This window comes from Terriglobales bacterium (assembly GCA_035573675.1).
Lineage (GTDB): Bacteria > Acidobacteriota > Terriglobia > Terriglobales > Acidobacteriaceae > DATMAB01.
In genome coordinates this window covers 44,868-59,088 of record DATMAB010000007.1, presented here as the reverse complement: position 1 = coordinate 59,088, position 14,221 = coordinate 44,868, and the positions used below count along the sequence as shown (strand labels likewise).

Genomic DNA, 14,221 nt, shown 5'->3' with positions numbered 1-14,221 from the left:
TGAAATGGCCACTGTAGAAGCAATACCAAAGTCCCAGATCACCGGCGGCAGCTTCCTGATCGAAGACCGCACGCCGGAGGAAGTCTTCACGCCCGAGGACTTCAGCGAGCAGCACCAGCTCATTGCGCAGACCACGGAAGAGTTCGCGCGCAACGAGATCGTGCCCAACATCGAGAAGATCGAGCACAAGGACTGGGCGGTCACGCGGGAGCTCATCCGCAAGGCCAGCGAGCTGGGCCTGGCCAACGTGGACGTCCCCGAAGAATACGGCGGCGCGGAGATGGACAAGGTGTCGTCTTCCATCATCTCCGACCGCATCGCCAAGTGCGGCAGCTTCAGCGTGAGCTTCACCGGGCACATGGGCATCGGCACGCTGCCCATCGTGTATTTCGGCACCGACGAGCAGAAAAAGAAGTACCTGCCCGGGCTGGCCTCCGGAAAGCTGATCGGCGCCTACGCGCTCTCCGAGTCCACTTCCGGCTCCGACGCGCTCAACTGCCGGGCGCGCGCCGACCTCACGCCCGACGGCAAGCACTACATCCTCAACGGCGAAAAGATGTGGATCACCAACGGGGGCTTCGCCGACCTGTTCACGGTCTTCGCCAAGGTGGGCGGCGAAAAGTTCAGCGCCTTCCTGGTGGAGCGCACGTACCCCGGCGTGACCATCGGCGCCGAAGAGAAAAAGATGGGCATCCGCGGCTCGTCCACCACTCCTGTCATCCTCAGTGACTGCAAGGTTCCGGCGGAGAACTTGCTGGGCGAGATCGGCAAGGGCCACGTCATCGCCTTCAACATCCTGAACATCGGCCGCTTCAAGCTGGGCGCCGGCTGCACCGGCGGCGCGCGCACCTCGCTGGAGCACGCGGTAGCTTACGCCAAGGAGCGCAAGGCGTTCGGCAAGTCCATTGCCGAGTTCGGAATGATCCGGGAGATGCTGGCCGACATCGCCGTCAGCGTGTGGGTATCCGAGAGCATCGTCTATCGCACGGTGGGCATGATCGACGCCGCGCTCGCCGGCATCGACAAGAAGTCGCCGGAAGCTTCCCGCCTGATCCGCAAGGGGATCGAGGAATACGCCGTCGAATGTTCCATCGTCAAGGTCTGGTGCTCGGAGATGATGGACCGCGTGGTGGACGCCGTGGTGCAGATCTACGGCGGCTACGGGTTCGTGGAGGAGTATCCGGCAGAGCGCGCCTATCGCGATTCGCGCGTCAACCGCATCTTCGAAGGCACGAACGAGATCAACCGGCTGATCATCACCGGCTTCCTGCTGAAGCGCGCCATGAGCGGCCAGTTGCCGCTGCTGCCCGCCATCAAGAAGCTGATGGACGAAGTGCTCTCCGGCCCCACCTCGGGCGACGAATTCGAAGGCCCGCTGGCCGCCGAGCGCAAGCTGGTAGCTGCCGCCAAGAAGCTGGCCTTGTTCGCCTCCGGCGCCGCCTCGCAGAAGTACATGACCGGTCTTGCCGACCAGCAGGAGATCATGGGAGCCATGGCCGACCTCGCCATCGAAGCCTACGCCATGGAGTCGGTCGTGCTGCGCGCCCGGAAGATGGCGGCACAACAGGGAGAGAAAGCCGCCGCGCTGGCCATCGCCATGACCCAGGTGTATCTCGCGGTCGCGATGGAGAAGGTGGAATCAGCCGCGCGCAAGGTGATTGCCGCCGTCGCCGAGGGCGACATGCTGCGCACCCAGCTCGCTATCCTGCGGCGCTTGGGGAAGTACGAACCGTACAACGTTATTGCGCTGCGGCAGCGAATCGCCCAGCGGGTGATCGAGACCGGCAAGTACGTAACGACGTAGCGCAAAACCACAGAGGACACAGGGGAGCACGGAGGCCAGAAAGTAGAGTCGCCGCCTAGCTCTGTGTTCCTCTGTGGCCTCTGTGGTTAAACAACTCAGGCCGTTGTCTTTCCTTCGCGCTCTTTGCGCAGCTCTTCCATGACTGCACGCACCAGTTCCTTGGCGTCGGTAAGCGACTTGAGCACCAGCTCCACGTCCATGACCGGGCGGTCGGGATAGCGCTGGCTCTGGCAGTAGACGCCGTGCTGGCCCACCAGGACCATGGCGTCGGTAAGGAGGTCCATGGTGACGGCCAGGCGGCCGCGCGGGACTCCCATCATGAACTCGTACTTCTGCAGCTCTTCCTGCTTCTCGTCGAACACGGACATGCGATAATTCTACCCTTTGCCGGGCAGGCGGCAGACTGTCCCCGGTAGCAAATCCCAGGTAAGGAAGGTCTTCAATGCGCCGAATCCTCGCTTCCCTGTTCGTTCCGGTTTTCGCCTGCGTGGCATTTTTCGCCCAGCAGCAGGATAAGAGCAAGCGCCCGTCGCCGCCGGGCACGGCTGAGATCACCATCGCGGGCAAGAAGATCACCATCAATTACAGCCGCCCGAAGATGAAAGACCCCAAGACCGGAGCTGTGCGTAAGATCTACGGAGGGCTGGTGCCCTACGGTCAGGTATGGCGTACGGGCGCGAACGAGGCCACGGAGTTGATCACCGAGGCCGATCTCACCATCGGCGGCGTCGCCGTCCCCAAGGGCAAGTACACGCTGTTCACCATCCCCGATGAAAAAGGCTGGAAGCTCATCATCAACAAGCAGACTGGTCAGTGGGGCACGGATTATGACGCCAAGCAAGACCTGGCTCGCGTCGATATGAAGACCGAACTCATCGAGATCCCGGTCGAGCAGTTCACTATCTCGTTGATGGCAAAGGGAACGAACGGCGCCACGCTGCGCCTGGACTGGGAGAAGACCCGCGCCTGGGTGGACTTGACGGCCAAGTAGGCGCGTCGCGGCAGGTCGCCGCAGTTGCATGTGAGGACTAGGGAGGTCCGCATGGCGCGGCAGAATATTTCCTCGGGCACACCCTGGGAGCCCGTGGTCGGCTACTCACGCGCGGTGCGCGTGGGCAACCGCATTTACGTCTCCGGAACCACCGCCACCGATAAGGACGGACTCATTGTCGGCGCCGGCGATGCGTATGCCCAAACCGTGCAGACCCTGCGCAACATCGAGCGCGCGCTGAAGAACGCCGGCGCCTCACTCGCCGACGTAGTGCGCACGCGCATCTTCGTCACCAACATCGACGATTGGGAGCAGATCGGCAGGGCTCACGGCGAGTTCTTCGCCAATATCCGCCCCGCCACCACCATGGTCGAAGTCACCCGCCTGATCGACCCCGACATGCTGGTCGAGATTGAAGCCGAGGCCATCGTGGAGAAGCCTTAACCACAAAGGGCACGAAGGAACACGAAGTGGTGAGCGTGAATTCCTTCGTGATCCTTTGTGTCCTTTGTGGTTGAGCGCCTAGTCGGCGGCTTCGCGCATCGCCGGGCGCCAGCGCAGTACCGGCTTGCGGGCGGCCTGTACTTCATCCAGCCGTGAAACTCGCGTGGTGTGCGGCGCGTCCAGGATGATCTGCGGTTCCCGCTCGGCTTCATCCGCGATGGCTTGCATGGCCTCGATGAACAGATCCAACTCTTCCTTCGACTCGCTCTCCGTCGGCTCGATCATGAGCGCGCCCGGAACAATCAGCGGGAATGCCGTGGTGTAGGGATGGAACCCATAGTCGATCAGCCGCTTGGCGATGTCTCCGGTCTTCACCCCTTTCGCGGCCTGCTTCCTGTCGCTGAACACGACCTCGTGCATGGTGGGCGTCTTGTAGGGTAGCTCGTACACGCCCTCCAGCCTCTTGCGGATGTAGTTGGCATTGAGGACGGCGTCTTCGGTGGTCTGCCGCAAACCATCAGGACCGTTGGCCAGGATGTAGGCCAGGGCGCGGACGTGCATGCCGAAGTTGCCGTAGAACGCCCGCACGCGGCCGATGGATTTTGGCCGGTCGTAGTCGAATTCGAGCGAGCCGTCCGCGTTCTCCTTCACCACCGGCAGCGGCAGGAAGGGCTCCAGCTTCCGCTTGCACGCCACCGGGCCTGACCCCGGGCCGCCGCCGCCGTGCGGCGTAGAGAACGTCTTGTGCAGATTCAAGTGCATGACGTCCACGTTGAAGTCGCCCGGCCGGGTCTTGCCTACGAGCGCGTTCATGTTGGCGCCGTCCATGTAGAGCAACCCGCCCTTGGCGTGCAGGATATCCGCGATCTTGTGGATCTCCTGCTCGAACACACCCAGGGTGTTCGGGTTGGTCAGCATGAGCGCGGCTACGTCTTCGTTCATCTGCCGTTCGAGCGCGCTCACATCCACCATGCCGGCCGCGTTCGACTTCAGGTTTTCCACCGCGTAGCCGCAGATAGCTGCGGTCGCCGGGTTGGTGCCATGCGCCGAATCGGGGATCAGGACCTTCTTGCGCGGATTCCCCTGCGCCTCAAGAAACGCGCGCACCATAAGGATGCCGGTAAGCTCGCCATGCGCTCCCGCCGCCGGCTGCAGCGTGATCGCCTCCATGCCGGTGATCTCCAGCAGGCAGTCGGCCAGCGTCTTCAGGATGCGCAGCGCCCCCTGCGACAGCCGCTGCGGCTGGTAGGGGTGCGCTTCGGCCAGCCCGCGCAGCCGGGCCACGAACTCGTTCACCCGCGCGTTGTACTTCATGGTGCACGAGCCCAGCGGGTAGAGGCCCGTGTCCACCCCGTAGTTCCAGGTGGAAAGCCGCGTGAAGTGGCGGATGATCTCAATCTCGCTGACCTCCGGCATGTGGCCGAGGTCGGAACGCCTCGCTGCACCCAGCAGCTTCTCGGCGTCCACCGGAGGAACATCCAGCGGCGGCAGTTTCCAGGCCGCCTTGCCGGGCGACGACTTCTCGAAGATGAGACCCTCGTTCTGGGTGACGTGGGTGGTGGCCTTGCGCGCACCGCTCATGCCCGCACCGCCTCGACCGCTGCATCGATGGATTCGCGCTTCGTCTGCTCCGTGCAGCACCACAGGGACGCGTTTCCCAGTTCCGGATAGAACTTCTTCAGCGGAAAGCCGCCCACGATCTTCTTTTCCAGCAGGCGCCGGTTGAGCTCGTGTGGGTCTTCCTCGGTCGCAACTACGAACTCATGGAAGCGTGGCGCGCCGTCGAATAGCACCTTTGCCCGTTTGCCGAACTCGCCCGCCGCATAGGCGGCCTTGGCCAGGTTGTGCGTGGCCAGCTCCTTCAACCCTTCGCGTCCGTAGACGGAAAGAAAGATGGTGGCCATCAACGCCACCAGCGCCTGGTTGGTGCAGATGTTGGAAGTCGCTTTCTCCCGCCGGATGTGCTGCTCGCGGGTGGAGAGCGTCAGGCAGAAGCCTCGGCGTCCGTGGCGGTCGCGGGTTTCGCCCACCAGCCGCCCGGGCATCTGGCGCACGTATCTTTCGCGCGTGGCCAGCACGCCGCAGAACGGTCCGCCGAATCCCGCAGGCACCCCGAACGACTGCGCCTCCATGGCGACGATGTCCGCCTCTGCCGGCGGCCGCACAATGCCCAGCGAGACTGCTTCCGCAATCACCACCACCAGCAGCGCGCCCTTGCGGTGGGCGATCTCGGCGATGGCGCTCACATCTTCGATCGTCCCGAAGAAGTTCGGCGACTGGATCACAACGCACGCCGTTTCGTCGCTCACCGCGCGCTCGACCGCGCCGGCATCCACGCGGCCGTTCTCGCCGTAGCCGGCCTCGTTGACCTTCATTCCGTCGTGCTGCACATAGGTGGCGAGCACTTCCCGATATTCCGGATGCACCGTACGCGCGACCACCGCCGCGTGCCGCCCCGTAATCCGCGCCGCCATCATGGCGGCTTCCGGCACGGCCGTGGAGCCGTCATACATCGACGCGTTGGCCACCTCCATCCCGGTCAGCTCGCAGATCATGGTCTGGAACTCGAAAATCGACTGCAGCGTGCCCTGCGCGATCTCCGCCTGGTAGGGCGTATAGGCGGTGAAGAACTCGCCCCGCGACACCAGCGCGTCGATCACCACCGGCCGGTAGTGCTGGTAGACGCCGGCGCCCAGGAAGCTGGCGTGGTCGGCCGCCGTTCCGGCGCCCCGCTCGCGGAAATATTCCACGATCTCCGCTTCCGCCATCTGCCGAGGCACCTTCAGGTCGCGGTTCAGGCGGTACTCGGCGGGAATATGCGAGAACAGGTCGTCGATGGAGCGCGCGCCGATCTCGCGCAGCATCGCCTCGCGATCCGAAGGAGATTTGGGGAGATAACGCATGCAGGCGTTGAAGGATTGAGTGGTCGAATCATTGCATGACTTCTCGGAGACGCTGCAGGCAGCGTTGCAATGATTCAAGGACTCAATGATTCACTGATTTAATTCCCTCCTTCTTGCGCGACGAACCTCTCATACTCTTGCGCGGACATCAATCCCTTCAGCTCGTCCGGGTTATCCAGCGTGACCTTGATCATCCACGTCCCGTGCGGATCGCTGTTGATCTTCTCCGGCGCGGTGGCCAGTTCCTCGTTCACCGCCGTCACCGTGCCGGAGACCGGGGCGAACAGGTCGGAGACCGCCTTGACCGATTCGACCGTGCCGAACCCCTGCATGGCCGTGATCTTCGCGCCGGGCTTGGGCAGTTCGACGAACACGATGTCGCCCAGCGCCTGCTGCGCGTGGTCCGTGATGCCGATCAGCCCGCTCGTGCCATCCATGCGGATCCATTCGTGTTCTTTCGTGTACTTCAGTTCTTTGGGGTAGGCCATGCTCGCTCCGGTCTCCTCCAGCTATGTGCGGCTGCGTTTATAGAAGGGCGTCGGGACGACCCGGGCCTTCACGCCCTGGCCGCGAATCTCCACTTGCAGCACCGTCTCCAGCACCGCCGCCTCCGGCGGCACGTAGGCCAAGGCGATGTTCTTCTTCAGATAGGGCGCGAAGGAGCCGCTGGTCACAAAGCCGATCTCCCGGCCTCCCTCGTCCATCACCTTGTAGCCGTCGCGCGCGATGCCGCGCTCGATCATCTCCAGCCCCACCAGGACACGGCGTACGCCCTCCGTTTTCTGTTTGGCCAGAGCTTCGCGCCCGATGAACTCGCCTTTTTCCATCTTGCAGAAGCGGTCCAGGCCCGCCTCCCACACCGTGATGGACTCCGAGATCTCGTGGCCGTAGAGCGCCATCCTGGCCTCCAGGCGCAGCGTGTTGCGCGCGCCCAGGCCGCACGGCAGGACGCCGAATGCGTCCCCGGCCTCCAGCACTTCCTGCCAGACACGCGCGCTCGTCGCTGCATCGGAAGGAATGTAGATCTCGAAACCGTCTTCGCCCGTGTAGCCGGTACGCGCGATCAGCACCCGCGGCAGCCCGCACACCTTCCCCGTGGTGAACCAGTAGTTCTTGAGGTCGCCGAGCTCGACGTCGGTCAGCTTGGCCAGCAGGTGAGCCGCACGAGGCCCCTGGATCGCGAGTTGGGTGTAGTCATCACCCTCATCGATCACCTCGCAGTCGAAACCGCGGCTGTTCTCGCGTACCCAGCGTACGTCTTTTTCCCGCGTGCCCGCGTTGATGACCAGCAGGTAATCGCTCTCCCCAGTGCGATGCACGATGACGTCATCCACGAACGTGCCCTGCGGGTAGAGCAGCGCGGAATACTGCGCCTGCCCGACGGCCAGCCGCGAGGCGTCGTTCATGGTGATGTGCTGGACGGCCTCGAGCGCCTGCCGCCCGCGCACCCGCACGTCGCCCATGTGGCTGACGTCGAACACTCCCACCGCGGTCCGCACCGCCAAGTGTTCCTGGATGAGTCCGCCCGGGCGTCCGCCCCAGCCCGCGGGATACTCCACCGGCATGTCCCAGCCGCCGAAGTCCACCATCTTGGCGCCCATCTGGCGATGGACGCTGTTGAGCGCGGTCTTCCGGAGCGTCGGCGCAGTCGCCTCGACTGTCGGGGACAATTAGGATTTCCTTCGTAGGGTCGCTTGTTGCCGGCCCGCTGAGATGGCAGAAAAGCTACGTTATCACGCGGTTTTTCGGACGGTCAACGGTCGACGCCGCCATTGCGGGCAGGCTGTTCCTCTACCTGCGGCTCTACCGGCTCGCGTCCTGCAGGCCACGCCGATTGGCTGAACACCGATCCATAGAAGCGCCAGTTGCAGTCGTGACAGCGGAGGGGACGCCGCAGCACCAGCCGCAGGACCCACCGCTCATAGAAGCTCCGGCGACGCGAGCGATGCACGCTGTGGCTCTTGCATTTCGGACACACGCGTAGCGCCACACTGGCCTCCGGGAGTGCGAAGCTTCTCCCCTTCCATTCTACCGAGAGGCGCCTCCGGCTCCGGGAAATCCCCCACGGAGCACCCGCCTGGGCCCCCTTTCCCTTCCGCTTGAAACGCGCTACATTGCACGGCATGGCTGACCCGTTCCGCTGCGCGATCTGTGGCCAGGAAGAGGCCAAGTGCACCTGCGACAAGTACTGCTTCCTCTGCCAGGGAGGCCACCAGGTTCGCCTCTGCCAGGACGGCATGTATTACTGCCTCGATTGCCGCGAAGCCTGCGACTTCCAGGCGCAGTACTGAAAAGCAGCAGGTCGCCGTTCGCATCCTCCCGGAAAAGACAAAGGCGAGCCGGGTGAGGGGCTCGCCTTTGGGGGCGCCGGAACCGCGGGCGCGGCTCCGGGTTGGGGAAGCGCTACTGGCTCTTGGGCGCTTCGCCCGACTTCTGTTCCTGCGACTTCTTGCTGGCCTTCTTGGTGGACTTCTTGGTGTTCGTCGAGCTCTGCTGAGTCTCGCTGCTGGTGGTGGTGCTCTCCTCCGCCTTTTTCTTCTTGCTGGCAAAGCCGGGGGTGGCCAGCGTCAACGCCAGCAGGCATGCCGAGATGGTGATCAGCGTCTTTTTCATATGTGGGTTTCAAACCCTCCTTTCGGCTATCCACGCTAGCAATCCGCCGCCAAGAAGGGCGTAAGGAAGAAATAAAAAAATCGTAAGCTTGCAGGACCCGACGGCTCAGGCTCCGGGCTCGAACCGGTAGCCGATCCAGGGCTCGGTGAGGATGTACCTGGGTGACGCCGGATCGCGTTCCAGCTTCTTGCGCAGGGCGGCCACCAGCACGCGCAGCGATTCCGTCTGTCCCACGTAGGCCCCTCCCCAGATGGCCGCGAGCAATGTCTTATGGGTCAGCACCTTCCCGGCGTGCCGCATCAGGTAGACCAGCAGGTCGTACTCCTTGGGCGTGAGGTGCACTTCCCTGCCAGCGACCAGCACGGCACGCGCCTCCAGGTCGATGCGGAACTCACCTGCCTCGAGCACGGTCACCTGCTCGTGCGTCCCCGGTGGCGCCCGGCGCAGCGCCGCCCGCACCCGCGCCAGTAACTCGTCCATGCCGAACGGCTTGGTCACGTAGTCATCAGCGCCCGCATCCAGCGCCTCGATTTTGGTGGCTTCCTCCTGCTTCACCGAAAGCACGATAATCGGCGCGCAGGACACCTGGCGCAGCCTCCGGCACAGCTCCAGCCCGGCCAGGTTGGGCATGGAAAGGTCGGTGATGACCAGGTGCGGCGACCAGTCGTGGAACAACTCCAGCGCCGCTTCGCCGTCGGCCGCGGTGCGCACCGCGTAGCCGCCGGCGCTCAGTCCGGCGCGCAGCACGCGCGTGATCTGCGGTTCGTCGTCCACCACCAGGATGCGCGGCAGTTCGCTGCTCATTGCGTTTCGGCCGGTTCCACGCCCGCCTCCACGGGGAGCATAAAGACCACGCGGGTCCCGGTTCCAGCCCTCGCCGGTTCCGCGCGGATGACGCCGCCGTGCGCGTGTACGATGCCGCGCGCGATTGCCAGCCCCATCCCGATCCCGCCCGGCCGCCCGGCTCCGGCTCTCTCTGCGGCGCTGGCGCGGTAGAACTTCTCGAACACGCGCTCGCGCTGCGTCTCGGGGATGCCCGGCCCCTCATCCTCCACGGCGAATTCCACCCCACTCGCCGACTTCTTCACCTGGACTTGGATGCGCGTTCCCGGCGGTGCGTACTGGCTGGCGTTCTCCAGCAGCGTGAAGATGACTTGGGCGATGGCTCTCGGCTCCACCCGCAGGGGCGGCGTTCCTCCTTCGACGCCCACCTCCACGCGATGCTCGCGCAGCAGCGGCTCGGCGCGCCCCAGGGCTGCCTTCACGATTTCTTCGGTCGTGCTCCAGACGCGGCGGGCCGCGATGTCGCCCGCTTCGATGCGCGCCATCTCCACTAGGCCCTCGATGAAATGGTTCAGCCGGTCGGCTTCTTCGTTGATCACCTGCAGCAGTTCGCGGCGGCCCTCCGACTTCAAGCCTTCCCTGGGAGCACGCCCTTCCTGCAGCAGCGTGGTCACTGAAGCCTTGATGGAAGTCAGCGGCGTGCGCAGGTCATGCGTCACCGCGTCCAGCAGCGCCGACTTCAACTGTTCGCTCTGCCGCAGGGCCTCGGCATGGCTGGCGCGATCGAACGCGCCTTGCAGTTCCTCGTAGAGCTGCCCGATCTTCCGCTGCCCGGCCTCGGCCTCCTGCGCCCGTCGCTGCGCCTTCGACGACAGCTCGCCCACCGTCACCGAGGTCACCAGGAACGCCATCAGCGCCACCCAGTCGTCAGGTTGGGCGAGGGCGAACTCGAAGCCGGGCAGGAAGAAGAAGTTCAGGTACGCCATGCCCAGCAGCGACGCCAGCAAGGCCGGCCGGCTCCCGAACCCGGTGGCCACCAGCAGCACCACCATCAGCAGCAACACTGCCGCCACCACCGAATCGATCCGGTAGTAGAAGGGCGCCAGCAGCAGCGTCACCAGGCCCACGCCCGCGACCGCGGCGAAATAGCCGGCGTATGTCCGCTGCCGGAACCGCCGCCAGGCGCTCTCCACTGACCCTGGCACGCGCATCATTGGGACCGCGAAGAAGGAAAAAACGACATGGACCCTTGTCCGGCTAGATGACCACCGTCTCCTTGTGCTCGCCGAACACGCGGCGCATGGCATCGGAGATCTCGCCCACCGTGGCGTAGCTTTCTACCGCTTCCAGGATGCGCGGCATCAGGTTTTCACCCCCTGCGGCGGCCGCCTCGATGCCCGCCAGCGCGGCTTTCCACCTGGCTGCATCGCGGCGTGCCCGCAGCGCCCGCAGGCGTTCCACTTGCTGGCGCTCCAGCGCCTCGTCCACGCGCTGCACCGGCACTGAGCGTTCTTCCTCCACCGTAAAACGGTTCACGCCCACCACGATGGCTTCCTGGCCTTCCACCGCGCGCTGATATTCGTAGGCCGCGTTCTGGATCTCCTGCTGCACGTAGCCACGCTCGATGGCGCGCAGCATGCCGCCCATGGCCTCGATCTTCTCCAGGTACGCCGTGGCCCGCTCCTCGATGGCGTTGGTCATGGCCTCGATGTAATACGACCCCGCCAGCGGATCGATGGTATTGGCCACTCCCGATTCGTAGGCCACGATCTGCTGCGTGCGCAGCGCGATACGCGCCGCGTCTTCCGTCGGCAGGCCCAGCGCCTCGTCGTAGCTGTTGGTGTGCAGCGACTGCGTGCCGCCCAGCACCGCCGCCACCGCCTGCAGCGTGGTGCGCACGATGTTGATCTCCGGCTGCTGCGCCGTCAGCGTCGAGCCCGCCGTCTGGGTATGGAAGCGCAGCATCTCCGACCGGGGATTCTTCGCCCGGAACCGCTCCCGCATGATGCGCGCCCACATGCGCCGCGCCGCCCGGTACTTCGCCACCTCCTCCAGCACGTTGTTGTGCGCGTTGAAGAAGAACGAGATGCGGGGCGCGAACCGGTCCACGTCCAGGCCCGCGCGCAGCGCCGCCTCCACGTAGGTCATGGCGTTGCCCAGCGTGAACGCCACCTCCTGCACAGCCGTCGAGCCCGCTTCCCGCATGTGGTAGCCGGAAACGGAGATCACGTTCCACTCCGGCACCTCGCCGTTCGCCCACGCGAACATGTCGGTGATGATGCGCATGGCCTGCTGCGGCGGATAGATGTACGTCCCCCGCGCGATGTATTCCTTCAGCACGTCGTTCTGCACCGTGCCCGAGAGTTTGCGCAGGTCGGCTCCCTGTCGCCGGGCCACCGCCACATACAGCGCCAGGAGGATGGCCGCCGTGGCATTGATGGTCATCGAAGTGGAAATCTTCGTCAGGTCGATGCCCTCGAACAGCCGCTGCATGTCTTCGATCGAGTCGATGGCCACGCCCACTTTGCCCACCTCGCCCAGGGCCATGGGGTGATCGGAGTCCATGCCCATCTGCGTGGGCAGGTCGAACGCGACCGAAAGACCGGTGGTGCCGTGCTCGAGCAGGTAGCGGTAGCGGCGGTTGGATTCTTCCGCGTCGCCCATGCCCGCATACTGCCGCATGGTCCACAACCGCCCGCGGTACATCGTGGTCTGTACCCCGCGCGTGTAGGGAAACTCGCCGGGGTAGCCGACGTCGCGCTCGTAGTCCCAGTTTTCCAGGTCCGCGGGCGTGTAGAGGGGTTGCGGCTCGATGCGTGCCGGCGATTCCTTCGGCACGGCCCGCTCGAATGCCTTCTCCGGTGTCCTGGTCTTCCTGGCCATCAATCCTTTCGCCGCGCTCGCAGGAAGGAACTCACGCCGAACCAAAGAAACGCGATCACGAAGGCTGCGGTCACCGCCAGCCGCATCTCGCCGATGCCGGTTTCCCGGTAGGCCTGGTACTCGCGCCACCCTGCGCCCATTCCGAAAATTGCGAACACCACAAAGAAGAAGCCGGCAATCTCCAGGCCCAGCCGCCGCAGCGCGTCGAGGGTAGCCGCCACCGCGCCACGCAGGGCTCCCCACACCGCCGCCAGCAACGGATGGCGCCGCCCGGCCACGATCAGCCGCGCCGCCTCACGCGCGCTGGAAGAGGGCCTCACGGCCGCATTGTAACCGGTTTGTCCTGGCGCGCTGTAAGTTGCCGTCTCCGCCCCCGCTCACATGCCGGCTCGCCAGCCAAAGCGCAGGGGAAAGCCCAGCTCTCCCTCGCGCAAGCGTTCGCACCCGCTGTGGTACCATCGAGTTTCCACCCTGGTCGCGCGCTTCCGGTCGAGACTTCACCGGGAGCGCACGGCACGGCCCGCGACGGCAGCCATCATGAAGGACACGCTCGGAGTCTTGCTGGCCGGAGGCGCCGGCGAACGCCTGTATCCTCTCACCCGCGACCGCGCCAAGCCCGCCGTCACCTTCGGGGGCATCTACCGCATTATCGACGTCACGCTTTCCAACTGCATCAACTCCGACCTGCGCCACATCTTCATCCTCACCCAGTACAAGGCCCTGTCTCTCAACCGTCACATCCGCGAGGGATGGAACGTCGTCTCCCGCGATCTGGGCGAGTTCATCGAGATTCTGCCTCCCATGAAGCGGGTAAGCGAGAACTGGTACCTGGGCACGGCGGACGCCGTCTACCAGAACATCTATTCCATCGGGTCGGAGCAGCCCAAGCACGTGCTCATTCTCTCCGGCGACCACATCTACAAGATGAACTACGGCCTGATGCTCGAGCAGCATAACGACTCCGGCGCCGACGTCACCGTAGCCACCATCCTCGTCGATCCCGCCGAGTGCCACCGCTTCGGTGTCACCGATGTGGATGGCAGCGGCCGCATCCGCGGCTTTCTGGAGAAGCCCAAGGAAACCTCGGTCCGCTCGCCCTACCACCCGGAAAAGATCTCCGCTTCGATGGGCGTCTATCTCTTCAACACCGACGTGCTCCTGCCGGTGCTGCTCAAGGACGCGGAAGACCCGGCCTCCTCGCACGACTTCGGCCACGACATCCTTCCCCGCATGGTCGCGGACTACAAGGTCTACTCCTACAACTTCATCGACGAGAACAGGAAGGAAGCCCTGTATTGGCGGGACGTGGGGACGCTGGAGGCCTACTACGAAGCCAACATGGACCTGGTCGCAGTCGAGCCCGTCTTCAACCTCTACGACAAGGCCTGGCCCATTCGCACGTTCCAGCGCCAGTATCCGCCGGCCAAGTTCGTTTTCGGCGACCCCGGCCGCATGGGCACCGCCATCGACTCCGTCGTCTCCATGGGCTGCATCGTCTCCGGCGGCGTGGTCCGCAACAGCGTGCTTTCCCCCGATGTGCGCGTGAACTCCTACTCCGAGGTCGATTCCAGCATCGTCTTCTCGCACGTGAATATCGGCCGCCGTTGTCGCATTCGCCGCGCCATCATCGACCGCGACGTGCACATCCCCGAGGGCACCGAGATCGGCTACGACCCGGAAGCCGACCGCCAGCGCTATTTCGTCACCGAAAGCGGCATCACCGTTGTCACCCGCGACTTCTCCCTGTTCGAGAATCCGGTGGCCGTGGACTACTTCACATCGGAGTAAAGCAGTTCTCAG

The 14,221-nt window shown here is 64.6% G+C and carries 16 protein-coding genes; 5 read left to right on the top strand and 11 right to left on the bottom strand.

Features of this window, described 5'->3' with window-relative positions; all coding sequences use genetic code 11:
* Positions 1–4 precede the first annotated feature (4 nt).
* Positions 5–1,804: an acyl-CoA dehydrogenase family protein gene (locus VNK82_01385; GenBank protein HXE89595.1), complete on the top strand. Its 1,800-nt coding sequence runs from the start codon at positions 5–7 to the stop codon at positions 1,802–1,804.
* A 95-nt stretch (positions 1,805–1,899) separates the two neighbouring features.
* Here VNK82_01385 and VNK82_01380 read toward each other — a convergent pair whose 3' ends face one another.
* Entirely contained in the window at positions 1,900–2,172 is a 273-nt protein-coding gene (locus VNK82_01380; protein ID HXE89594.1) for a hypothetical protein, read from the bottom strand.
* Between the two features lie 74 nt (positions 2,173–2,246).
* On the opposite strand from VNK82_01380, the gene VNK82_01375 reads away from it, so the two are divergent.
* Positions 2,247–2,795 (top strand): DUF2911 domain-containing protein, encoded by a 549-nt coding sequence (locus VNK82_01375; GenBank protein ID HXE89593.1) that lies wholly within the window; start codon positions 2,247–2,249, stop codon positions 2,793–2,795.
* 51 nt (positions 2,796–2,846) lie between these two features.
* Positions 2,847–3,239, top strand: a complete 393-nt coding sequence (locus VNK82_01370) for a RidA family protein (protein ID HXE89592.1) — start codon at positions 2,847–2,849, stop codon at positions 3,237–3,239.
* Positions 3,240–3,317: 78 nt separating this feature from the next.
* Here VNK82_01370 and gcvPB read toward each other — a convergent pair whose 3' ends face one another.
* The 5 genes from gcvPB to VNK82_01345 form a co-directional block, all read right to left on the bottom strand.
* The gene (gene gcvPB / locus VNK82_01365) at positions 3,318–4,820 is read right to left on the bottom strand and encodes an aminomethyl-transferring glycine dehydrogenase subunit GcvPB (protein ID HXE89591.1); all 1,503 of its coding nucleotides are present in this window, start codon (positions 4,818–4,820) and stop codon (positions 3,318–3,320) included.
* Positions 4,817–6,142, bottom strand: coding sequence for an aminomethyl-transferring glycine dehydrogenase subunit GcvPA (gene gcvPA, locus VNK82_01360; GenBank protein ID HXE89590.1), 1,326 nt, complete (start codon positions 6,140–6,142; stop codon positions 4,817–4,819). The genes gcvPB and gcvPA overlap by 4 nt, the downstream gene beginning before the upstream one ends.
* A 98-nt stretch (positions 6,143–6,240) precedes the next feature.
* Positions 6,241–6,630: a glycine cleavage system protein GcvH gene (gcvH, locus tag VNK82_01355; GenBank protein ID HXE89589.1), complete on the bottom strand. Its 390-nt coding sequence runs from the start codon at positions 6,628–6,630 to the stop codon at positions 6,241–6,243.
* 21 nt (positions 6,631–6,651) lie between these two features.
* Positions 6,652–7,812 (bottom strand): glycine cleavage system aminomethyltransferase GcvT, encoded by a 1,161-nt coding sequence (gene gcvT / locus VNK82_01350; protein HXE89588.1) that lies wholly within the window; start codon positions 7,810–7,812, stop codon positions 6,652–6,654.
* A gap of 83 nt (positions 7,813–7,895) precedes the next feature.
* Complete coding sequence (locus VNK82_01345; protein ID HXE89587.1) at positions 7,896–8,093, bottom strand: hypothetical protein; 198 nt, start codon at positions 8,091–8,093, stop codon at positions 7,896–7,898.
* 172 nt (positions 8,094–8,265) lie between these two features.
* On the opposite strand from VNK82_01345, the gene VNK82_01340 reads away from it, so the two are divergent.
* Entirely contained in the window at positions 8,266–8,433 is a 168-nt protein-coding gene (locus tag VNK82_01340) for a hypothetical protein (protein HXE89586.1), read from the top strand.
* A 112-nt stretch (positions 8,434–8,545) separates the two neighbouring features.
* Here VNK82_01340 and VNK82_01335 read toward each other — a convergent pair whose 3' ends face one another.
* The 5 genes from VNK82_01335 to VNK82_01315 form a co-directional block, all read right to left on the bottom strand.
* Entirely contained in the window at positions 8,546–8,755 is a 210-nt protein-coding gene (locus VNK82_01335; protein HXE89585.1) for a hypothetical protein, read from the bottom strand.
* A gap of 105 nt (positions 8,756–8,860) precedes the next feature.
* Positions 8,861–9,559 (bottom strand): response regulator transcription factor, encoded by a 699-nt coding sequence (locus tag VNK82_01330; protein HXE89584.1) that lies wholly within the window; start codon positions 9,557–9,559, stop codon positions 8,861–8,863.
* Positions 9,556–10,752 carry an ATP-binding protein gene (locus VNK82_01325; GenBank protein ID HXE89583.1) on the bottom strand — a complete coding sequence of 399 codons (1,197 nt, stop codon included), beginning with the start codon at positions 10,750–10,752 and terminating at the stop codon, positions 9,556–9,558. The genes VNK82_01330 and VNK82_01325 overlap by 4 nt, the downstream gene beginning before the upstream one ends.
* Positions 10,753–10,795: 43 nt before the next feature.
* On the bottom strand, positions 10,796–12,421 hold the full coding sequence (locus VNK82_01320; protein HXE89582.1) for a methylmalonyl-CoA mutase family protein: 1,626 nt from the start codon (positions 12,419–12,421) through the stop codon (positions 10,796–10,798).
* Complete coding sequence (locus tag VNK82_01315) at positions 12,421–12,741, bottom strand: hypothetical protein (GenBank protein ID HXE89581.1); 321 nt, start codon at positions 12,739–12,741, stop codon at positions 12,421–12,423. Before VNK82_01315 ends, VNK82_01320 begins: the two co-directional genes overlap by 1 nt.
* Before the next feature lie 61 nt (positions 12,742–12,802).
* On the opposite strand from VNK82_01315, the gene glgC reads away from it, so the two are divergent.
* Positions 12,803–14,209, top strand: coding sequence for a glucose-1-phosphate adenylyltransferase (glgC, locus tag VNK82_01310; GenBank protein HXE89580.1), 1,407 nt, complete (start codon positions 12,803–12,805; stop codon positions 14,207–14,209).
* Positions 14,210–14,221 lie beyond the last annotated feature (12 nt).